The sequence below is a fragment of the Mesorhizobium sp. M1342 genome, assembly GCF_040317955.1.
Classification (GTDB): domain Bacteria; phylum Pseudomonadota; class Alphaproteobacteria; order Rhizobiales; family Rhizobiaceae; genus Mesorhizobium.
Window position 1 is genome coordinate 37,337 of sequence record NZ_JAMYLI010000002.1, and the last position, 20,310, is coordinate 57,646.

At 61.8% G+C, this 20,310-nt stretch carries 19 protein-coding genes and 1 pseudogene; 13 read left to right on the forward strand and 7 right to left on the reverse strand.

Annotated elements, in window-relative coordinates; genetic code table 11:
• Nucleotides 1-299 precede the first annotated feature (299 nt).
• Entirely contained in the window at nt 300-677 is a 378-nt protein-coding gene (locus NKH06_RS01850) for a hypothetical protein (RefSeq protein ID WP_127291969.1), read from the reverse strand.
• Entirely contained in the window at nt 674-1,951 is a 1,278-nt protein-coding gene (locus NKH06_RS01855) for a hypothetical protein (RefSeq protein ID WP_352555080.1), read from the reverse strand. The genes NKH06_RS01850 and NKH06_RS01855 overlap by 4 nt, the downstream gene beginning before the upstream one ends.
• A 507-nt stretch (nt 1,952-2,458) precedes the next feature.
• Here NKH06_RS01855 and NKH06_RS01860 point away from each other — a divergent pair.
• On the forward strand, nt 2,459-3,121 hold the full coding sequence (locus NKH06_RS01860; RefSeq protein ID WP_352892018.1) for an FMN-dependent NADH-azoreductase: 663 nt from the start codon (nt 2,459-2,461) through the stop codon (nt 3,119-3,121).
• Nucleotides 3,122-3,206: 85 nt separating this feature from the next.
• Here the strand turns inward: NKH06_RS01860 and NKH06_RS01865 are convergent, their stop codons facing one another.
• A complete protein-coding gene (locus tag NKH06_RS01865; protein ID WP_352892019.1) occupies nt 3,207-4,424 on the reverse strand; it encodes an ABC transporter substrate-binding protein in 1,218 nt (405 codons plus the stop codon).
• Nucleotides 4,425-4,552: 128 nt separating this feature from the next.
• Here NKH06_RS01865 and NKH06_RS01870 point away from each other — a divergent pair.
• The 3 genes and pseudogenes from NKH06_RS01870 to NKH06_RS01880 all read left to right on the forward strand — a co-directional run.
• A pseudogene (locus NKH06_RS01870) lies at nt 4,553-4,780 on the forward strand (GntR family transcriptional regulator); the annotation flags it as partial.
• Nucleotides 4,781-4,897: 117 nt separating this feature from the next.
• Nucleotides 4,898-5,566 carry a GntR family transcriptional regulator gene (locus NKH06_RS01875; RefSeq protein WP_352892176.1) on the forward strand — a complete coding sequence of 223 codons (669 nt, stop codon included), beginning with the start codon at nt 4,898-4,900 and terminating at the stop codon, nt 5,564-5,566.
• Between the two features lie 13 nt (nt 5,567-5,579).
• Entirely contained in the window at nt 5,580-6,500 is a 921-nt protein-coding gene (locus NKH06_RS01880; RefSeq protein WP_352892021.1) for a LysR substrate-binding domain-containing protein, read from the forward strand.
• Here NKH06_RS01880 and NKH06_RS01885 read toward each other — a convergent pair.
• The 4 genes from NKH06_RS01885 to NKH06_RS01900 form a co-directional block, all read right to left on the reverse strand.
• Nucleotides 6,479-7,333 (reverse strand): polysaccharide deacetylase family protein, encoded by an 855-nt coding sequence (locus NKH06_RS01885; RefSeq protein WP_352892023.1) that lies wholly within the window; start codon nt 7,331-7,333, stop codon nt 6,479-6,481. The two genes, NKH06_RS01880 and NKH06_RS01885, sit on opposite strands and share 22 nt — an antisense overlap.
• A gap of 67 nt (nt 7,334-7,400) precedes the next feature.
• Nucleotides 7,401-8,099 (reverse strand): DUF1989 domain-containing protein, encoded by a 699-nt coding sequence (locus NKH06_RS01890; RefSeq protein ID WP_352892024.1) that lies wholly within the window; start codon nt 8,097-8,099, stop codon nt 7,401-7,403.
• Nucleotides 8,100-8,174: 75 nt separating this feature from the next.
• The gene (locus NKH06_RS01895) at nt 8,175-8,306 is read right to left on the reverse strand and encodes a hypothetical protein (RefSeq protein WP_352892026.1); all 132 of its coding nucleotides are present in this window, start codon (nt 8,304-8,306) and stop codon (nt 8,175-8,177) included.
• 6 nt (nt 8,307-8,312) lie between these two features.
• On the reverse strand, nt 8,313-9,500 hold the full coding sequence (locus NKH06_RS01900) for an amidase family protein (protein WP_352892028.1): 1,188 nt from the start codon (nt 9,498-9,500) through the stop codon (nt 8,313-8,315).
• 223 nt (nt 9,501-9,723) lie between these two features.
• Here NKH06_RS01900 and NKH06_RS01905 point away from each other — a divergent pair, with 223 nt between their 5' ends.
• From NKH06_RS01905 to NKH06_RS01945, 9 genes are all read left to right on the forward strand, one after another.
• Complete coding sequence (locus tag NKH06_RS01905; protein WP_352892029.1) at nt 9,724-10,698, forward strand: BMP family protein; 975 nt, start codon at nt 9,724-9,726, stop codon at nt 10,696-10,698.
• A 105-nt stretch (nt 10,699-10,803) separates the two neighbouring features.
• On the forward strand, nt 10,804-12,321 hold the full coding sequence (locus NKH06_RS01910) for an ABC transporter ATP-binding protein (protein ID WP_352892031.1): 1,518 nt from the start codon (nt 10,804-10,806) through the stop codon (nt 12,319-12,321).
• Nucleotides 12,318-13,412 carry an ABC transporter permease gene (locus NKH06_RS01915; protein WP_352892032.1) on the forward strand — a complete coding sequence of 365 codons (1,095 nt, stop codon included), beginning with the start codon at nt 12,318-12,320 and terminating at the stop codon, nt 13,410-13,412. The genes NKH06_RS01910 and NKH06_RS01915 overlap by 4 nt, the downstream gene beginning before the upstream one ends.
• Nucleotides 13,409-14,350 carry an ABC transporter permease gene (locus tag NKH06_RS01920; RefSeq protein ID WP_352892033.1) on the forward strand — a complete coding sequence of 314 codons (942 nt, stop codon included), beginning with the start codon at nt 13,409-13,411 and terminating at the stop codon, nt 14,348-14,350. Before NKH06_RS01915 ends, NKH06_RS01920 begins: the two co-directional genes overlap by 4 nt.
• A gap of 396 nt (nt 14,351-14,746) precedes the next feature.
• Nucleotides 14,747-15,958, forward strand: a complete 1,212-nt coding sequence (metC, locus tag NKH06_RS01925; RefSeq protein WP_352892035.1) for a cystathionine beta-lyase — start codon at nt 14,747-14,749, stop codon at nt 15,956-15,958.
• Complete coding sequence (locus NKH06_RS01930) at nt 15,942-16,523, forward strand: cysteine dioxygenase family protein (RefSeq protein ID WP_352892036.1); 582 nt, start codon at nt 15,942-15,944, stop codon at nt 16,521-16,523. Before metC ends, NKH06_RS01930 begins: the two co-directional genes overlap by 17 nt.
• Before the next feature lie 10 nt (nt 16,524-16,533).
• Complete coding sequence (locus NKH06_RS01935) at nt 16,534-18,171, forward strand: rhodanese-like domain-containing protein (RefSeq protein ID WP_352892038.1); 1,638 nt, start codon at nt 16,534-16,536, stop codon at nt 18,169-18,171.
• 93 nt (nt 18,172-18,264) lie between these two features.
• Nucleotides 18,265-19,407 (forward strand): ABC transporter substrate-binding protein, encoded by a 1,143-nt coding sequence (locus NKH06_RS01940; protein ID WP_352892041.1) that lies wholly within the window; start codon nt 18,265-18,267, stop codon nt 19,405-19,407.
• A 35-nt stretch (nt 19,408-19,442) separates the two neighbouring features.
• Nucleotides 19,443-20,309 carry a branched-chain amino acid ABC transporter permease gene (locus NKH06_RS01945; protein WP_352892042.1) on the forward strand — a complete coding sequence of 289 codons (867 nt, stop codon included), beginning with the start codon at nt 19,443-19,445 and terminating at the stop codon, nt 20,307-20,309.
• Nucleotide 20,310: the final 1 nt, after the last annotated feature.

The window sequence follows — 20,310 nt, forward strand, 5'->3', positions numbered from 1 at the left end:
GATCCTCTGAATGCCAGCGCAGGAACGACCGACATCGGTATCTTCCTGAGAATTACCCAGAGAATAGCGACTATTGACTTGGCGCAAAATACCAAATCTTCGGATCCATCGAACGAAACTTGAACTAAATGCATTTTTCTTTGTGTTATCACGACTTGAGATTGCAACAAAATATTTTGTCGCTCGGCAAAAGTGATGCTGAAGGCCGACAAAATGTTTTGTTGGCCTACATCTAGGCCGAACCAATACATGCTTTTTCAGCGACCTCAGCGTCGCAAGCTGATTCGCAAAATGCTGAGCTAAAGGGCCTCCTGTTTGAGCCGCAGAGCCAATGCCTTGGCCTCTTCCGGCGTCAGTTGATTGAGAGCCACACGAAGCGCTTCACACAGTTCGTCGAGAATTGGGTCATTGTCTTCTGATCCGGTATGGCGATGGGCGCGTTGCTGGAAGAACAAACTGAGCCAAAGGTCGAGCGCGCTGCCTTGCCATTTGCCCGTCTTGCGAGCTTGCCCCGACATTGCGATGGCAAGGCCGGCTAGAGCGTCCATTCCTCCGGCGACCTCGTACCCGTTGAGGAAATGGGCGAAGCGGCCGGATTGATCCCACTTAAGGGGCGCGGGCATGGTTGAGAAGTCGCCCTCCAGGGCCAGCCGTTCCCATTTGAGCAGCCTTGTCATTCGGCAGCCTCCGCCATCAGGCTGAGCCTTGGGCGGATCAACGAAACAAAGCGATTAGCCGTATGGCAGAGCCAGTCGAGCTGCTGGCCTTCGTCTGCGAAGTCTGACCTTGGCCTAAACACGCCCAACTCCGCATGAAATGGCCTGTCCGATTTCAGCCGCGCGACCAAATCAAGGCCGGTTTCTCCGCGCAATTCTGCAATGTCGTTGTGGAATTCATCAAAGAGAGCCTGACCATCCTCTTCGCGGAAGGTCAGGAACAGGCCGACTTCGGCTCTGCTGCCAGTCGACCGAAAGGCAGTCAGCCATCCTAGCGGGTCGGGCAGGGGAACTCTCACCCAGTTGTCGCCGCCGTGGCGTGGTGCCAGTTGGTCTGCGTGGTCGAACTGTACCTCATCAATGAACCGCTGCCAGAATGCGCGGTTGATGCCCCGCCGGTTTACTCGGTCGGGATCGACAACATTCTCCATGGTGTCAGCGGGCAGGGCGCTGATAGGTTCTGGCGTTTCCAAATAGAGCGGCATACCGCCGAGATCGACCAAAACTCTCTGCTGTAGGACTTCGGTCCGCAGCGGCACCGTAGGCACAACGATAATATTTCCAGAAGTCGCTTGCCAAATCTGGATTTCAAGCAATGTCAGTTGGGCCAGACCGGCGCCTTGCGAATTTAGATGCTCGGCAATCGCGTGCGTATCTGAGCGGATGCCATCTCCGGCGACAACGAGCTGAAAGTCACCCAGTCTTAGCGACCGCGTCACGGCATCGACAAATGGAGCCTCTTCAAGCTCTGGCCACCGAAGCTTCGCCGCGGCAAAGATCGGGTTCGGCTCACGGGTTGCGAGCCTGCGCTTTATTCCTGCGGTCAGATCGCCAAAGCTCCAGCGTCGCAGCAGCGCGGCATATTCCAAGATTTGCGCCAACACTTCGCGACGCGCCTGCGGGTTGCGCCAAAGCTTGCACTCAATAACGATCAGCCGGCCGCTCCTGGCCACGCCCAGGATATCCGCGAACACTGTCCCGCCCGCACGAGGAATGGCGAGTTCCCGGCATAAGGGGACGACATCGCCGAAGCCGCCTTCAAGGCGGTCGGCCACGATCAACTCGGGATGCCGAAACAGCAAATCTTGTAGCCAACGCTCGTCATAAGCATGCTGCGACAGAGCATTCGAAATTGGCATTTGCCCTGGGGCAGGCGTTGGATTTCGCGTTAGAGAACGACGAGCCAGTGGCTCCGCATCTGTTGAAATAAAGGCAGAAAGTAATAAAGCGCTCATTTTAGGGTCGCTATCTCCAATATTTTGTCGTCAAAATGGGAAACCACCGTCGAAGATATTTCGGTTATATTCAGGTGTTCACAACCATTCGTGACACGGACTTGCGCTCGATTTGAAGCGGCAGTCAACTCGAATTGCCGAGGCCATTTTCTCTCGGCGAGCGAATTGGACGCGGGCGAAGCACATGTGCCCTACGTCGCATAATAGGTGATTTGGAATTTGCAGAGACGCCGTGATGCTCGGGTGCATTTGATCCGGAAGGGCTCTAATAGCTGTTTGACATCAAGAAAATTCGATCAACTATTGGAACTTGCGGCTTCCGACGGGAGAGCCTCGGGCTCGATCTTCCTTTCTGGAAGGCTCAGCCGGCCATGCTGAGATCCCGATGGAGAGCCTGTCGGTCTCGACACAGTTGAGCGCAATTCATAGGCGCTTGAGCAGTTCGATTTTGCGCTTGAGGGGACACCACGGTAACCCCGGCCATCTTCAGCTTACACAGGTGGCCCGATGAAAAAGCGTACGATACTGCACATAGACTCGAGCGCCCGCGTCGCACGGTCGCACTCCCGCCGGCTTGGCAGGATATTTGTGGATGCCTGGCTCGCAGAGCGCAGTCAAGATGAAGTAATCTACCGCGACGTCGGCAAAAATCCGCCACCGTTCATGACCCAGGACTGGATCGCGGCCGCCTTCACCAGGCCCGAGGCGCGCACCGATGCCATGAATGCGACGCTCGCCTGCTCCGATGAACTTATCGATGAAGTCGAGAAAGCCGATTTGATTGTGCTTGGGGCGCCGATGTACAACTACAACATGCCAGCGGCCCTCAAGGCCTGGTTCGACCAGATCGCGCGGATCGGACGTACGTTCTCTTTTGATCTCGCGCGCGGTGACTTCCCGATCGAGCCAATCCTGCGCGGCAAGACATTGGTGGTCGTGTCTTCGCGCGGCGAATTCGGGTTCCAGGACGGCATCCGTCAGCACATGAACGCACTCGATCCCGGCATTGCTGCATGTGCGCACTATCTCGGCGCTTCCGACATCCACACCATATCGGCGGAGTATGAGGAGTTTGGCGGCGATCGGCGTGCGAAATCCGTCGAACAGGCCGAAGCGAAGGCAAGGGCGCTGGCCAGTTCGATCTCTTTCGGCCTCAAGGCGGCCGCCTGAGGCTTGGCAACGAGCCGCCGTCCAAACGTGTTGCGGAGGTAATCCCAGGTGACTGCGGGCAAGGTCGACCTTCGCCATTGCCAAGTCAGTGGCGAAAGTTGAGGAAATCGTGCCAGCGCCTGACCAGGTAATTGTGCTCGTCCATCACCGCATTCCAGATCGCTATCCTTGATACGCGCTCATGGTAGGCGCCACCCTCCCTGATGTGCCCCCGGCCAACGACGGGGTCACCGAGAGGACCTGCAAGATCGTCAACGGCCGGCAGGCCGCCATACCAGTAGTCCCATTCTGCTGCCGTCAGGTGCCTGCGAACCAAATCAGGTGCCGAGAAGTAATAGCCATGACGGGCGACGACCGCGCCTGGCCAGCCGTCCAGCCACCAGTTCAGGTATTCATACGCCATGTCGAGCGCCGGCCCGGCGGCATGCCGCGATATCGACATGCCGCCAAACCAGCCGCGATATCCTTCCCTTGGCACCGCCGTCCTGATGTCGACGCCGCGCAGTGCCGGCAACACCAGCGCCGAGGACCAGATGCTGCCGATGCGGGCGCGGCCTCTTGCGAACAGCTCCGCTGATTGTGCCTGGGTCTCCCAGAACTGCGGGAAATGACCGCGCCGGCGCAACGACATGAGAACGCCCATCAGGCTGTCGATTTCCGCGATAGAGAGATTCCCAGGGTCAAGGAACCGGACCATGCCGGCGGCCTGGACGGCAAGTATGGCATCGATGGCGCCGATGGAGGCATTGCTCTGCAATGTCGCGCGCTTCCAGGCCGGGTCGAGCAGCCATGACCAGCTCTCCGCGTCGATATCAGCGCCCTCCGGCAGCAGTTCGCGACGATAGCCGAAACTGTCGGCGCAATGGCTTAGCGGCAGCATGCTGATCCGGTCGGCTGGCGTTTCTGAGAGGCGCCCGTCGTCCTGCACGTAAAGCAGCCTGTTCGGTCCGCCGCCCGGGACCGGCGGCAGGGCTGCGTCCGCCTTGCCGGTGAGCGCAAGCTCGCCGACATCACTCCACCTCTTGATCCGGCTGAGCTCGATTGGGCGGATGGAATGAGCTGTCCAGACGAATTCGAGATTGTGGAACCACTGATCGTAGACGTCGAAGCTCTCGGGCGCGACGACACCGACCTGATGGGCGATGTTGCCATCAAGCACCTTGCCCTCGACGGTGAAACCCAGATCGGCCTTCGCCTGCCGCAGAATGGGCTCCAGCACCGTGGATGCGGTCCCGAGCACCCGCAGGATACGTGGCGTGGTGAGGACAGCGGGACGGGAGAGTGGTTCGTGGGCGCGGGGCATGATCGGGTATCCTTGGGAGCGTTCCCCATACTGCAAAATACGACTATTGTTTACAAGCATCATTTTTTATGGGAACGTAGCTCCAGCTGAAACGGAGCAGACTGATCGCTCCCGTTGCGACAGGTTCGATGCAGAGCCGGGGTTCAGAAAGTCCAGAGCAGAAAAAGGCGGGCATCGCGCTGTACCGGCGTTGCGCCCTGCAGATCGCGTCCGCGATCAGAACCGGCGCGCTCGAACCCGGCCTCATCTTGCTGGAAGGTCCGATTTCATCCGTCTTCGAGACGAGCCGGGCCACTGTGCGCAAAGCAATGGGGACACTTGCCGATGACGGCCTCATCGAACGTTTTGACGGGCGCGGATTTGCCGTCGCAGGCCGGCCTGACGGCTCGCCGCTGACAAAACGACGGCTGTCCGGGCAGGATTTCATGCTCGATGAAGCAGTCAGGCTGGACGGCAAGCCGGCGGCGGACCAGATGATCGCCAGCGTCGAGGCCGCCATAATGGTCGCCATCGCCTTCGGCCATTATCGGGTTGACGAGCAGGGGCTTGCCGACAGTTTCAGCGTCAGCCGCCCGGTTGCCCGCGAAGTGCTGTGGCGCCTGCGCGAATCCGGTCTGGTCGAGAAAAACCTTCACTCGTCTTGGCTGGTGGGGCCGGTCACGGCACAGGCAATCGCGCATGATCGCGAAGTGCGCATGCTGCTTGAGCCACACGTGCTCAAACAGTCGGCGCCACACCTGCGGCATGAAGAACTGGCGGCGATGCGCGAAGCCGTTTCAGGCGCCATGGCGATGGAGGGAAAGATACCCAGGGATGTCATCGAAGGCATCGAGCGGGATCTCCACGTCTCATGTCTGCGGCACTTCGACAACAAGCGCATGAGCCAGATACTGCACGGGTGCCGCCTGCCGATGATCGTGGACGCGCTGTTCGCGCAATTCATAGGAATCTATCGCGACGAATCGACCTTCGCCGAGCACCTGGAAATCATTGACAGGCTGCTGGCGGGGGCGTTCGAAGACGCGGCGGCTTCCCATGCGGCGCATCTGCACAACGAAGGCCGCCGTACGCTGGACCGGCTCAAAGTTCTTTCGGTCCTGCCGGAGCCCGAGGTGGCGCCATACCTGCAACGAATTGTCTGAACAGGAGATAGTCATGCGCAAGATTCCGCCTTTGAACGCTATTCGCGCATTCGAAGCCGCCGCCCGCAACCGCAGCTTCACGGCTGCGGCGTCGGAACTTTGCGTGACGGTGACCGCGATCTCGCACCAGATCCGCCACCTCGAGGAGCAGATCGGGCAGAAGCTGTTTGAGCGCACCCCGAGGGCCGTCACCCTGACCCTGCTTGGCGAGAGGCTTTATCCGGTCTTGCGCGAAGGTTTCGACCGGTTCGCTGAAGCCTTCGAGGAACTGGAAGACAGGAGCCAGGGCGACACGCTGACCGTGACCACGACGCGCGCCTTCGCCGAGCGCTGGCTGATGCCCAGGCTCTCCCGCTTCACAAAATCGTTTCCGGGGCTGAGCGTGAATGTCGAGGGATCGGATGCGCTGGTCGACCTGCGCACAGCCAGTACCGACGTCGCGATCCGATACGGCATGCCGGCAGGCGACGAGCTTTCCTCGCTGCCACTCCTGACCGACGTCTATCACCCCGCGGTCGCCATCCCGGCGGATGGTCGTGCCTCGACCAGGATCGAGGATTACATGTCGCGCCCCTTGCTCGCCTATCGATGGCACAACAGGTCGATCGACTGTCCCAATTGGGCGAAGTGGCTGAGCGCCGCCGGCAAGGCTGGCGCGGAGGACTACCGGCTGTCCTGGATCAACGACGAAAGTCTGGCGCTGCACGCCATGGAACGCGGCTTCGGGCCACTTCTGTGCTCCAGCGTGATGATTGCGGAAGGCATCGAAAGCGGTCGGCTCGCGCGGATCGATGGTCCCGACCTGAACGGTTTCAGTTACCGCGTCGCCTTCGTTCCGTCACGCAGGACCAAGCGCACCATTGGACGGTTCACCGATTGGCTGCGCAGCGAAGCATCCGACTTCGGCAACACCTACAGGGGACTTGCCGCCTGACCGCGATCGGTCATCAACGCGACCGGCCCGTGATAATAAGGCAGGTTCTCCACGCGCACATGGCCACCACCACGCCGGAAGGCATCCACATGCGCGACGATTTCGGCGAGCGGTGCGAACCAGACATTGTGGCTGGCAAGAATCCTTTCGAGAAATTTTTCCACCAGCCGCCATCGCGCAAGCCGGCCTGTCAGGAAAGGATGCCAGACCGGCATCCACAAGCCCCCGGCCTGATAGTGCGCCTCGAACTCCTCGAAGAAGGCCGATAAGCCAATCGAAGGGGAGCGCACGGGCATCATATAGCCGATCTCCTCGAAATGCGCGAAGGCCGGCCAGTCATCGTTGCCCCAGTGCGGCGGTACTTCAAACAGTTCTCCGGCGGGGGTTTTCATTAGGTAGGGAATGTCGTCGGCCATCAGTGAGGAATCGTAGCTGAAACCATGTTCGACAAGCAGGTCCACGGTTCCCTGGGTCACATTGTAGACAGGTGCCCGATAGCCGGTGGGTTTCCTGCCTGTCATGCGCTGATGCACCTGCAGCGCCCGTTCGAACCAGTGGCGCTGTTCGGGTTGCGCGATGGTCGTTGGGTCTTCATGCAGGAACCCGTGATGGCCGATCTCGTGACCGTCGCGCAGGATTGCCTCCACCGCGTCCGGGTACTGTTGCATCGTCCAGGCGGGTATGAAGAACGACTGTTTCAGCCCGAGGCGCCGATAGGTTTCCAGGATGCGCGGCACCGCCACCGTCGGGCCGTAGCGGCCCATCGTGATGGGATAGAGCCGGTTGAAACCGTCGCGCGGCTTGGCGATGTGGATCAGGCTGTCGGCGTCCATGTCGAACGATATCGAACACGCGCATCGGGCCCCGTTTGGCCAGGCGATAGGGTTGAGGATCATCAGATCATTCCCCTTCGCCGACAATGAACGCTAGGCTTTGCGGCATCTGGTCGGCGCCGTTGATCGGGACCATGTCCTGCGGGCACGCCGACATGACCGCGACGACGTCGATCTCTGCTCGGAGCACGAACCGGTCGCCGCTGGATGTGACCGGCGCCAGCCAGGAGATCGAGCCATCGGGCGCGACGGGCGTGTTCATCCAGATGTTGAGGGGCGCCGGCACGGTGGCCGGCTGGCGGCCAACAGCCTGCAGTGCCTGCTTGAAATTGTCCGTGCAGTTGTCGTGGTAGCCTTGCGCGCCCAATTGGCGATAGCGATGGACGTCGCAAGCTGCGACGACCGTGTCGTGGACGCCTGGCGAGGTGTCCTCGATCACGGTCATCAATGGCCGGCGGGCATTGCTCACCAGTGCGCTTTTCTTGCGCAACCCGATTCCGCTCGCGACCGCATGCTGGTGCGGCATCGACGAGAATTCGTTGAGGTCAGCCGCGTTGAAGGCCCAAAAATCGCACACCTGCGAGCCATGGGTGTTGATAATGGTGAGTAGCTGGCCAGCACCGACCACGACGGCGCGGCCCTCGCGGGCGGGAATTTCATAAAGGTGTCTGAGGATCGGGATGCCGTTTTCGGATACCCTGGCGGATGAACTGCCATTTCGGCCGTCAGGAATGCTGGGTTCGCTCATTGCCCGGGATGTCGCCATGATTGTTCTCCTTCGATGGCAATCATCCTTGCCATTGCGGAGACCCTCGCACGAATGGGATATTCTCAACCGCAGTTACGAAAAACTGTCGGCGCCATGGACACGTAACACCAGCCGCCCGGCCGCCAGGACCGCATCGTCAAAGCCGGTTGCCCCGGTCAGCAGCACCGATGTCGGCAGCCCTTGCGGGTCGGTTCCAGAGGCCATGGCCAGTCATGGCATGTCGAGAAAACTGCCAATCATCGTCATCGACAAGGTACGCAGGTTGAGTCTGGCGAAGAGTTCGTCATTGCTGGCCAGCGGAGCCAGTAGCGGGGCAACATGTGGGACGGTCGGCAGGATCAGGATGGCGCCCTCAAGTTCGTGGCGCAGTGCGCGGATCAATCCGGTCCGGATTCGCCGCAAGGCAATCATGTTCTCCACCGGGGTCGCCGCCGCGATATCAAGGCGGGCTACGACACGCGGGTCGATAAGCGCGCGTTCCTTCGATGCCAGCAGACCCCGATGAAGCGTCGCCGCCTCGACGCCGCCGGGCCATCCGAATTTGCCGATGGCGGCCCTGGCGCGGCCGATCGACGGCATCAGGCGCGGTTCGACAAGCCCGCCGCCGGATCGCAGCAGGCCGGCGAACGCCAGCAGATTTTGGCCAACCGTAGGCTCGAGCTCGGGATCATCGAGCAGGCTCCGCTCAATGATAAAGCGGCGCGGCGCGGCGGTGTTCGCAAGTGCCACGCCGCGCATCAGGGCGTCCATCACAACGCAGTCCTCGGCGTTTTTCGCCAACAAGCCGGCGGTGTCGAAACTCGCCGCCAGCGGATAAACCCCACGCATGTCATATCGTCCCAGCGAGGGGCGAAAGCCGGCGATGCCGTTGAAAGCGGCCGGCACCCGGACCGAGCCGGCCGTGTCCGTCCCGAGCGCGACGGGCACGATTCCACGCTGGACCGCGATGGCTGATCCCGAAGAGGAGCCGCCGGGGACGCGGTCTTCCCGCCCCGACGCGGTGGGGGTGCCAAAGTGAGGATTGAGGCCGAGGCCGGAAAACGCGAACTCGCTGAGATTGGTCTTGCCGATCGGGATCATGCCGAGTTTGCGCAGGTTGGCCACTATGGCGCTGTCGCGCGGCGCGGTGGGCACGGCCAGTCTTGTCCGTGAGCCGGCGGAGGTAACCGAGCCCGCGACGTCGAACAGATCCTTGGCGGCGAAGGGGATGCCGTCGAAATCGCTGAGCGCCGCGCCTGCCGACCTTCGGCGCGTAGCGGCCGCGGCTTCGGCCAGTGCGGCTTCCTCCATCAAGCTTATGAATACGCCGGCCGACGCCCTGGCCTTGTCCAGTGCCGTGCTCACGAGCATGTCCGGTGTCTCGATATGTTCGATCAGCAGGCGTGCCTGCCCGGCCAACGTCCCACTATCCATCTCTTCACCTCCAGATGGTGACTTCTGGCGGGGCTTGCAGCCGATGCCAGTGAGAAGACCTCAAGGGGGCTTGAGCGCAATCACCCGCCCCTCCATTCAACCCCTCTTGAGAACTGCTCACTTGAGCGATCGGCACGCCGCACGATTAGTAGCCGGCGTGCGGAAGCGTCAATCGTTGGACCGCGCAATTCCTGGGAGGGAGAACCCGATGAAAATCACGAGACGCGGATTGCTTGCGACAGTGGCCCTGGCGGCGCCGGCGCTTTTGCTGGCACGCACCAGCTTCGCAGCAAGCGGCACCTTGAAGGCGGCGATTGTCATGCCGGGCGCCATTACCGACCACGGCTGGAGCCAGTCGGGTTACGAGGCGATGGGGGTCGTCACCGAAAAACTCGGTGTCGAGACGGCATACAGCGAGAAGGTAACGCAACCGGACCACGTCGAGATTCTCTCGGACTACGCGCGGCGCGGCTTCACCCACGTGATCGGGCACGGCGGAGAGTTCCAGGATGCGATCGACCGCGTGGCCGCCCGGTTCACCGACACCCGCTTCATTGTCACCAATGGCCTTCATGCCGCCGATAACGTCAGCACGGCCGATTTCTATTTCAGCCAACCAGCCTATGTGCTGGGCTTTCTTGCCGGGCGCCTGTCGAAGTCCGGCAAGGTCGGCCTGATCCAGGCGCAGAAGTTCAAGTTCACCAACGACACGCTGGCTGGCTTCGAGGCAGGATTCAAGGTGGCGCGGCCTGATGGCGCGGTGTTCGTCACCTGGACCGGCGACTGGGACGATGTCGCCAAAGGCAAGGAGGCGGCACTGAACCAGATCGCGCAGGGCGCGGATATCATATGGCCGACAATGGACAGCGCCACGCAGGGCGCCCTCCAGGCCGTCCGCGAGAAGGGCGTGAAGGCGTTCGGCCTCTACTACGACGCCATCACGAAATGGCCCGATATCATGCTGCAGTCGTCAATCCTTGATGTGAAGTCACTGATCGTGGCGTTGCTGACGACAGCCAGGGATGAAGGGCTGACGGGCAAGAATTACAGGTACGATTTCAACAGTCCCGATGTGGTGCGGCTGGGAACGTTCGCATCCGAGATTCCCGCCGACACCGCCGCCGAGGTTGCAACCCTGATGTCGAGGATCAAGTCCGGGCAACTTGTCATCCGACCGGCCTGAGCGCCGCCATCGCGGCCACGCCGGCCCTTTCGGGCCGTGCCTGGCTTTGCGCGAATGTCGCGCCGGCACCGGTGGGTAATCCGGGAAACAAGGTGGGAGAGGTGATTGTCGTACCTAGTTCTTGATCGGATCAGCAAGCGGTTTGGCGGCTTCAGTGCACTGACCAATATCAGCCTTTCAGTCGAGCGGGGGACGGCTCGTGCGGTACTCGGCGAGAACGGAGCAGGCAAGACCACGTTGATGAACGTGCTTTTCGGCCTCTACCGGCCAACCGAGGGAAGCATCCAGATCGATGGCAAGGCCGTCTCTTTCAGGTCGCCAGCCGATGCCATCGCCAATGGCGTGGGCATGATCCACCAGCACATGCATCTGGCCGAGGCGCTGACCGTTACCGAAAACATCGTGCTCGGTCTCGGCGGTTTGCACAGTCCGCTCAACCTGCGCCGGCACTCCGCGAAAATCGCGGCGCTGAGCGAGCGTTATGGCCTCGCTGTCGAGCCAGACCAGCCGGTCTGGAAACTGCCGATCGGCATGCGCCAGCGGGTGGAAATCCTGAAGATGCTCTACAGGGGCGCCAAGATACTGGTGCTGGATGAACCGACAAGCGTGCTGGCGCCGAACGAGATCGACTCGTTCCTTGAGCGCGTGAAGGCATTGCGCGACGACGGTACGACCATCCTTTTCGTCACGCATAAACTCGATGAGGTCATGCGGATCGCTGACACGGTTTCGGTCATGCGCCACGGCCAGTTGGTGGCCGAACGCAACATTGGGCAGACGGATGTGCGGCAGCTTTCCCGACTGATGGTCGGCAGGGATGTCGAGCCGGTGCGGGTTCCGCGTCTGACCGCGCCGGGAGGTCCGGTTCTGGAATGCGTGGATCTTGTCGCGCGCGGCGAACGCGGACTGACGGCGCTTGACCGGGTTTCGCTGACGATACGCCAGGGCGAGATACTGGGCGTGGCCGGTATCGACGGTAACGGACAAAGCGAACTGGCCGAAATTATCTGCGGTCTGCGCAAGCCAGAGTCCGGCACCATTCGCGCTGGCGCCACGGAGATTACCGGGCTCGGTGTTTCAGCGCGGATGCGCGGCTCTCGGATTGGGTTCGTGCCCGAGGACAGGCACGGCAACGGCCTTGTGCTTGACCATTCGATTGCCACCAACTTCGTGCTGCGATCCTTTCGTCGCAGGCCTGTTTCACGCTTGGGCCTGATCAATGCACGCTTTATCGCTGAACAGGCGCGGCGGATGATGAAACGCTACGACGTGCGGTCCCACTCGCCCGCTCAGCCGGCACGGGAGCTTTCCGGCGGCAACCAGCAGAAAATCATCCTGGCGCGCGAAATTGAAGCAGGACCCGAGATCCTGGTCGTCATGCAGGCGACCAAGGGCCTTGACGTCGGCGCGATCGAATTCGTCCAGCGGAAAATACTTGAGGCGCGGGATCGCGGCGTCGCGGTCCTCTACATTTCGACGGAGCTTGAACATGTCGCCGAGGTTGCCGATCGCATCGCCGTCATGCATCGCGGCCGCTTCACGGGAGAGGTCCTTCCAGGGGAGGCGACGGCCGAGCACATCGGCCTGCTGATGTCGGGCTTGTCGGTGGGAGAACAACAATGACGCGACTGCGGGACGCACTTGTCGGCTTGCGGGTTGTCATGGCCGTCGCCGTGGCGCTCGGGCTTGGCTCAATCCTGATCCTGGTGACGGGAGCCGATCCGGTGAAAGCCTATGCCGCTCTCGTTCACGAGGCGCTTTTCGACTATTGGGGCCTGTCCAACACAATCGTGAAAACGTCTCCCATCCTGCTTGCCTCGCTTGCGGTCATGGTGCCGCTGCGGGCTGGCGTCTACAATATCGGCGGCGAGGGCCAGATCTACATGGGCGGCCTGTTCGGCACGCTGGCGGCGCTGCATCTGCCCGCGCTTCCTTCCATGATTGCAATTCCCTCGGCGCTCCTGTGCGCCATGCTGGGCGGGGCGCTTTGGGCGGGCATCGCAGGCTTGTTGAAAGCATGGCGGGGCATCAACGAGGTCATCGTGACCCTGCTGATGAACTACATCGCCATCCACGTCGTGAGTTTCGCCGTCAGTGGCCCGATGATCGCCAGCGGGGCACCTTACCCCTACTCGGACGAGATCCCCGAGCAATACCGGTTGCCGCTGCTGATGCCGCAGACGGACGCTCATATCGGAATCATTTTCGGTCTTGTCGCGGCAGGTGTGATCGCCTTCATCTTCGCTCGCACAGCGACTGGCCTGTCACTCGACATTGTCGGCAAAAGCCCGAGGGCTGCCAGGTACGCCGGGCTGAACGTGAAAACCCATATCGTCGCCTCAATGGCCTCGGGGGGAATGCTGGCTGGCCTGGCCGGCGGCATCGAAGTGCTTGGCCTGAAATATCGCCTCTTCCATCTTTTCAGTCCCGGCTATGGTTTCGATGGCGTCGTCGCCGCCTTCATCGCCAACGCCAATCCGGCCTTTGCCCCGCTGTCAGCCCTGTTCCTTGGCGCGCTCAAATCCGGCGCCAGTGTGATGCAGCGGGCCGCCGGCGTGGAGGGAACCGTCGTCGACGCCATTGTTGGCCTGGTCGTCATCCTGGTCGCCGCCAGCCTGGCCTGGAAAGGCGATCTTCTGGGCGGCCTGATCGAGGGGTTCAGGCTAAAGCCGACGCCGGCCGACCAGGTTAACCCGACGGAGCGACAATCATGAGTTTCCTCCCCGACATTGGTCTGATCGCCGTCCTGCTGGCTTCCGGGGTCAGGCTGGCAACGCCGATCGGCTTCGCGGCCCTGGGCGGCGTGCTTGCCGAGCGCAGCGGCGTCTACAATGTCGGCCTGGAAGGGATAATGTTGTGGGGTGCGTTTGGGGCGGCGGCCGGCACCTATCTCACAGGCTCACCGGTCGCGGGGCTGGTCGCCGGGGTCCTGCTGGGCGCGTTGGCGGGACTGCTGCTTGCCCTGCTGTGCGTCAGCCTCGCGGTCAACCAGCTCGTAGCCGGGATTGCCATCAACTTGCTGTGCGCTGGCCTCACGGCCTTCCTGGCCCGCGCCCTGTTCGTGCTTGCGGGCGGCGGAACCGCGGTGAGCGGATTTGCTTCGCTGCCTGTCCCTTACCTCTCGGGATTGCCGCTGATCGGTCCGGCCCTCTTTAATCAGGATCCGCTGGCTTACATGCTGCCTGTGCTCGTGGCGGCCGTGACGATCTGCCTTTATCGAACGCAGGCGGGTCTAAGACTAAGGGCCGCCGGCGAGAGCCCGAGGGCGGCTGATTCAGCCGGGGTCAACGTAACGGCGGTCCGCTACGTTTCGCTGGCACTGAGCGGCGCGTTCGCCGCGGCCGGCGGCTGCCATCTTGTGTTGTGCCAGGTCTATATATTTTCCGAGGGCATGAGTGCGGGAAAAGGCTTTATCGCGCTGGCCGCGATCATCCTCGGCCGCTGGCATCCGGTCGGCGCGGTCGTCGCGGCTCTCTTCTTCGGATTGTGCGACGCGTTGCAATTGCAATTGCAGTTCTCCAATCCGCTTGTGCCCTATCAGATCTTTCTGATCCTGCCCTTTGCCGCGTCACTGGTTGCGCTTGAGTGGTTCAACAAGGGCACTCGGCAACCGGCGGCGACAGGCACTGTGTTCGATCGGGAAGCCCGTTAGGGCACGGACAGCGGCTCGATCCATGCGGGCCGGCTAACCACGAGGGCCGACCGCATTTCGCCCGCGCCCGATATCGCCGCCTTTTGGCATCTCACGGAGTTGCTCCGTTCGGCGCCGATCAGCGCCGCCTTCAGTGCGCGCAGGCCAGGACAACGCCATCCTGCATGAAGGCAACCCGCCCGGTCTTGACACGCAAAACGCGTATTGTTTATAATGCAATCAAGTTGCAAATAGTGCAACAAATGGGAGAAGACATTGCTGAAAAAGTTGCGAGCGGTGGTCGCCAGGCTCAACGGGTTTGTACCGGTCGTAATTGTGTGCGCTGCAGGTGGGCATCCGGCATGGGTTGTTCCGGGCAGGGTGCTGCCGCCACATGCAAAGATGGCGGGCTAGACGATGCGGTCGCCGAACCTGAAACGGGATACGCAGCTGGTGCATGCCGGCCGCCACCCGGCCGATTTCGGTGGTGTCGTGAACACGCCAGTAGTCCGCGCCTCGACGGTGCTCTATCCCGATATCGGCGCTTACGAACGCTCCCGGGCCAGCAAATTTGGCGCGTTGCGCTATGGCCGTTATGGCACGCAGACGTCCTTCGCGCTCGCCGAGGCGATGGCCGAAATTGAAGGTGCGGATGGAGCCGTTCTCTATCCGTCAGGCCTGGCGGCAATTGCCGGCGTGCTGAAATCCCTGCTTAGCCCGGGAGACCATCTGCTGGTCACCGACGCGGTGTACGGCCCGGCGCGAAATTTCTGCGATACTGAGCTTCGCCGCAACGGGATTGACGTCACGTTCTTCGCTCCCGGCATCGGTGCGTCCATTGGCGATCTGGTGCGACCGCAAACCCGGGTGGTCTATTGCGAGTCGCCAGGCAGCCTGACCTTCGAGGTCCAGGACATTCCGGCGATTGTGGCCGCTTGCCGTTCACCCGATGTCGCCATCGTTGTCGACAACACCTGGGCGACGCCTTTCTTCCACCGGCCGCTGGACCTTGGCGCCCATGTCGCGATCCACGCGGCGACGAAGTACATCGTCGGGCACTCGGATGCGATGCTGGGTGTGGCGGTGGCGAACGAACGCCACTTGGCGCGGATCCGGGACTGGGCCGCCGGACACGGCGTGCTTGCCGGGCCGGATGAATGCTGGCTTGCTCTGCGCGGGCTACGCTCGCTGGGCGCCAGGTTGCGCCAGCACCAGGAGAGCGCGAAGACGATAGCCGGGTCGCTGAAGGGGCATCCCGCCGTCGAGAGAGTGCTCTATCCAGCACTTGATACCGACAGCTCCTACACGATCTGGAGCCGGGATTTCTCGGGAGCGACTGGGCTGTTTGGCGTTGAACTGGTGAACACCAGCCCTGATACGGTCCGCGCCTTCATCGACTCCCTGGAACTGTTTGGCATCGGCTCCAGCTGGGGCGGTTTCGAGAGCCTGATCCTTCCCTCGAAACCGGTGCGCACAGCCAGCGAACCACACTGCAAAGGTCCGCTGCTGCGGCTTCACATCGGCCTTGAGGATCCCGATGATCTTCTCGACGACCTTCAGCGCGGTCTTGATGTGCTGCATGAAGCCAACTGCCGTGACGAAAGGAAACGCAATGTCCAGCATCGCTGACGGTGAGGTCCAGGCACTCGTTGCCGAGGCAAAGACGCGTATCGAGCGGGATGGTGCGAACCGCAGCAGTCTCGCCGATGTCCTCGCGGTCATCGAGCGGGCCGCGAGCCTGCCCGGGCGCTGGGGTCCCGATCGCTATCCCGATCCCGATGCCGGAGAACGGCAGGCCCGCTATCTGATCGCGACCGATCCCGATGACAGCTTCACGCTCTATCTCAATGTGATGCGGCCAGGAAACCGGATACCGCCCCACAATCACACGACCTGGGCCTGCATCGCCGCCGTCGAGGGTGCCGAGCACAACACACTTTACGAGCGCACCGACGGACGCACCGGCGCCGGGCCCGCGACGCTGCGCTCAACCGGTGAGGTCGACGTGCGGCCGGGCAGGGGCATCGCGCTCCTGGCGGACGACATTCACTCGGTGGAGATCCGCGGCGAACAGCCGATCAGGCATTTACATTTCTACGGGAAGGCGCTCGAGACGCTCAGCGAGCGTCTGATGTTTGATCTCGATGCGGGTGAGGCGAAGCCAATGAAGATGGCTGTCGCGACGAAGAAATAGGGCAGGCAGGATGCGATTTCCCTCACCTATCAGTGCTTCCACTGCGAAGGCGTGGCTATCCGACGGGCAAGAGCTTGCCCTCCTCGACGTTCGCGAGGCGGGAGAGTTCGCCTCAGGCCATCCGCTGTTTGCAACCTCGCTGCCGTTTGGTGTGCTGGAGGCCAAATTGCCTGTCCTGGTGCCTTCGACGGCTTGCCGGATCGTTTTCATGGATGACGGCTATTCGCAGCGAGCCGAACGAGCCGTCGAAATCGCCCGGCGGCTCGGTTATCAAGAAGTGTTCTTTCTCGATGGCGGAGCGACTGGATGGCAACGATCGGGCCTGTCACTTTTCGAGGGTGTATTCGTTCCGAGCAAAGCCTTCGGCGAACTGGTCGAGCAAGCCTTCTCTGTGCCGCATGTATCTCCTGAAGAGCTTAATCGTTGGCAGCGGGAGGGCAGGAAGCTCGTCCTGCTCGACGGGCGACCGCCTGAGGAACATCACCGGATGAACATTCCGGGCAGCATCTGTCTGCCCAACGGCGACCTTGCGTATCGGGCAAGCGCCATTATCCCGGATCCGGAAATTCCGGTGGTCGTTCATTGCGCGGGTCGCACCAGATCCATCATCGGTGCCCAGATACTTCGTGACCTCGGCTTTCCCAATCCCGTCTTCGCGCTGGAAAACGGAACCCAGGGCTGGACGCTTGCCGGTCTCGACCTGGAACGTGGATCGGACCGAGCTGTCGAGGCGGTACCAGATGAGGAAAGCCGGACGACGATGCGGGCCAGGGCGAGGACGCTCGGCGAGGCGTGGCAAGTGCCGTCTATCGATGTCGCGACCGTGAATGCCTGGCTCGGCGATGGGCTCCGGACGACCTATGTCTTTGACGTGCGCGGCGATGCCGAATTTCACAGCAATCACGTCGAAGGCGCCACGCACTCACCAGGCGGCCAGCTCATCCAGTCGACCGACCATTGGGTTGCGGTGCGCCGGGCGCGGATAGTGCTGGCCGACGATACCGGCCTGCGGGCCGTGGTCGTTGCCCGTTATCTGAAGATGATGGGGCTCGATTGCCACGTGCTGGCGGCCGCTGAAGACGCGTGGGGCGACATTGTATCGCCACGGCCGCTGCGCCCCGCGATGCCGGACCTGCCGCCCGCGCCGGTTCCGCTTCCGCGCGATGCCATCGTCCTCGACGTCAGGCCAAGCATGGCATATCGCTCAGCTCACATTTCAGGCGCTCAATGGGCGCTCAGGCATCAGCTCAGCGAGCGGCTGAAACATGTCGAGAAGGCGGCGCTGGTCGTGTTATGCGCCGACGACAGCGACGTCCTCGCACTTGTCGCCTCGGATCTCAGGGCAGCCGGATTTTCCAATCTGGCCGAGCTCTCGGGCACCGCTGCCAGCTGGCGCGAAGCGGGCTTGGAGGTGGTTTGCACACCGGAGCAGCCTTCAGACGCCCAGGCGTTGGATTTCGTCTTCTTCACCCATGACCGGCACAGCGGAAACCTGGAGGCGGCCCGCCGCTACTTGTCTTGGGAAACGGGCCTGGTTAGTCGCCTCGACGCCGCAGAGCACCTGGAACTGAGCCGTTGCCTGTCGCCGCGAACGAAACCGTTCGCAATTGCTCAACAAAACGAAAAACGACTTTCAAACGTGGGATGACAACAGAAACCCTCGGCTTGAGGGGTACGACAGCATGCGCATAAACTGAAAAACAGTTGCACTATATGCAACTTTAAAATAGGGGAAGATGACATGACCATGCAGAAATCGATCCGTATCGTAGCCGTGCTCGCGGCAATGGCCCTTGGAACGCAGCTCGCCGCTGCCGATCCGATCATGATCGGGCTGAGCAGCCCGCAGACCGGCGGCGCGGCCTATCTCGGCCAGCATCAACGCTGGGGCGCGGAGCTCGCGATCGAGGAAATCAATGCGGCAGGCGGCGCTATTGGCCAGCAGCTCCAGCTCTCAGTCCAGGACAACCAGTGCAACCCCACACAGGGCGCCGCCAGCGCCGAACAGTTGATCAGCGTCGGCAAGGTTTCCGCCATCGTTGGCGCGCTCTGCAGTTCGGCCACGCTGAGCATCATGCCGATCATCGAAAAGGCAGGCATCCCGCTGGTGGTCGAGACGTCAACCTCGCCGAAAATCACCGAACTGGCGGGTGTCGGCGGCAACAAATGGACGTTCCGCATCAACCCGTCCGACCAGGAACTGGCAATCGGCCTCGCCCGCTATCTGATCGCCGACGGCAAGATCAAGAAAGTTGCCTTCGCCGGCGAGGACACTGATTACGGCCGTGGTGGTCATGCCGCCCTGAAGACCGTGCTCGAGAAGAACGGCGTCGAGGTTGGCAGTGGCGACTTCTTTGGCCGCGACACACAGGACTTCTCGGCCTTTCTGGCCCGCATGGGCTCGGACAAGCCGGACGCTATCGCCGTCTACCTCAATGGAGCGGACGAACTGAACTTCCTGCGGCAGTACCGCGCCTCCGGTCTGACCATCCCGCTGACAGGGCGTGTCGAATTCTCGGAGCTGCAGGAAGGCGTTGTCGAAAGCGGTGCGATCAACGGCGCGACGAGCGTGTTCCCTTATTCCGAGCAGATCACGGTCGGCGACAACACAGCCTTTGTCGAGCGGTTCCGCAAGAAGTTTGGCGAGGTGCCGAATGCCCAAAGCTATGAGGGCTATACGGCCATCAGGCTGGTTGCCGACGCGATCGAGCGGGCGAAGTCGGCCGAGCCCGGCAAGATCCGTGATGCGCTGGAGAGTGCGTCCTTCAAGGCGACGCTGGGCGATGTGCTGAAATTCGATGATCATCACCAGGCCCATCCTTCGGCGGTGATTCTGCAGATCGAGAACAGCAAGGTGGTCGTCAAAGGGCTGTTCAACACCTGATCGGGCCGACGGTCCTTTTCGCGAACGAGGTTGTCATGCTTGTCTCGACACTCATTCTAAACGGCCTGGTGATGGGCGCGATCTACGCGCTCATCGGGGTCGGCCTGTCGCTGATTTTCGGGGTTCTGGAAATCGTCAACTTCGCGCACGGGCAGATCTATACGCTCGGCGCACTGGCCCTGGCGTTGCTGGTTGGCCATTTCGGGTTCGGCTTCCTGCCGGCGGCGTTTGTGTCGGCGCTCGGCGTCGCCGCGTTCGGCTATCTCCTCTACGTTCTTTTCCTGCGGCATATCCGAAAGGGTGAGTTCGAGCGCGGCATCATCCTGACGCTCGGCATCGGCATCGTTGTCCAGAATGCGCTGATCTACTTCTACGGCGCCACGCCGCAAATCGTCGACACCGAGTTCAGCTTCAAGGACATTACTTTCCTGGGGTTGCGGGTGGAGATGATCAAGGCGATCGCTGTCGGTTTCGCTATTGTTTCGATCACCACACTGCATCTCGTACTGACACGGACGCGGTTCGGCATGGCGATCCGGGCGCTGTCGCAAAATCGCGAGGCCGCTCTCGTCGTTGGCATGCGGCCCACGGTCATCGCCGGTCATGCGGTCGTGATCGGGACGGCTCTGGCAGGGCTTGCCGGTGCGGTGCTGGCGCCAGTCTTTACAGTCCATCCGCTGATGGGCGCGCCAATCCTGTTCAAGGCTTTCGCGATCGTCATCATCGGCGGTCTCGGGCATCTGCCGGGCGCCGTCGTCGCCAGCCTGATCATTGGCGTGTCCGAAAGCCTGGCCGGTGGCCTCGGGTCGGCCTCGCTGCAGGATGCGGCCGTGTTCCTGGTGATGATCGCGATGCTGCAGTTCCGGCCGATTGGTCTTTTCGGCAAAGGGGTCAGGATATGAG

Excerpts from the sequence above, each read along its gene's own strand:
- NKH06_RS01865 (WP_352892019.1), bottom strand. The coding sequence starts at position 4,424 with ATGCCCCGCGCCCACGAACCACTCTCCCGTCCCGCTGTCCTCACCACG.
- NKH06_RS01945 (WP_352892042.1), top strand. The coding sequence starts at position 19,443 with ATGCTTGTCTCGACACTCATTCTAAACGGCCTGGTGATGGGCGCGATC.
- NKH06_RS01895 (WP_352892026.1), bottom strand. The coding sequence starts at position 8,306 with ATGGCCTCTGGAACCGACCCGCAAGGGCTGCCGACATCGGTGCTGCTG.
- NKH06_RS01940 (WP_352892041.1), top strand. The coding sequence starts at position 18,265 with ATGACCATGCAGAAATCGATCCGTATCGTAGCCGTGCTCGCGGCAATG.
- NKH06_RS01915 (WP_352892032.1), top strand. The coding sequence starts at position 12,318 with ATGACGCGACTGCGGGACGCACTTGTCGGCTTGCGGGTTGTCATGGCC.
- NKH06_RS01880 (WP_352892021.1), top strand. The coding sequence starts at position 5,580 with ATGCGCAAGATTCCGCCTTTGAACGCTATTCGCGCATTCGAAGCCGCC.
- NKH06_RS01920 (WP_352892033.1), top strand. The coding sequence starts at position 13,409 with ATGAGTTTCCTCCCCGACATTGGTCTGATCGCCGTCCTGCTGGCTTCC.
- NKH06_RS01885 (WP_352892023.1), bottom strand. The coding sequence starts at position 7,333 with ATGGACGCCGACAGCCTGATCCACATCGCCAAGCCGCGCGACGGTTTC.
- NKH06_RS01890 (WP_352892024.1), bottom strand. The coding sequence starts at position 8,099 with ATGGCGACATCCCGGGCAATGAGCGAACCCAGCATTCCTGACGGCCGA.
- NKH06_RS01905 (WP_352892029.1), top strand. The coding sequence starts at position 9,724 with ATGAAAATCACGAGACGCGGATTGCTTGCGACAGTGGCCCTGGCGGCG.
- NKH06_RS01935 (WP_352892038.1), top strand. The coding sequence starts at position 16,534 with ATGCGATTTCCCTCACCTATCAGTGCTTCCACTGCGAAGGCGTGGCTA.
- NKH06_RS01855 (WP_352555080.1), bottom strand. The coding sequence starts at position 1,951 with ATGAGCGCTTTATTACTTTCTGCCTTTATTTCAACAGATGCGGAGCCA.
- NKH06_RS01860 (WP_352892018.1), top strand. The coding sequence starts at position 2,459 with ATGAAAAAGCGTACGATACTGCACATAGACTCGAGCGCCCGCGTCGCA.
- NKH06_RS01850 (WP_127291969.1), bottom strand. The coding sequence starts at position 677 with ATGACAAGGCTGCTCAAATGGGAACGGCTGGCCCTGGAGGGCGACTTC.
- metC (WP_352892035.1), top strand. The coding sequence starts at position 14,747 with ATGCGGTCGCCGAACCTGAAACGGGATACGCAGCTGGTGCATGCCGGC.
- NKH06_RS01930 (WP_352892036.1), top strand. The coding sequence starts at position 15,942 with ATGTCCAGCATCGCTGACGGTGAGGTCCAGGCACTCGTTGCCGAGGCA.
- NKH06_RS01875 (WP_352892176.1), top strand. The coding sequence starts at position 4,898 with ATGATCGCCAGCGTCGAGGCCGCCATAATGGTCGCCATCGCCTTCGGC.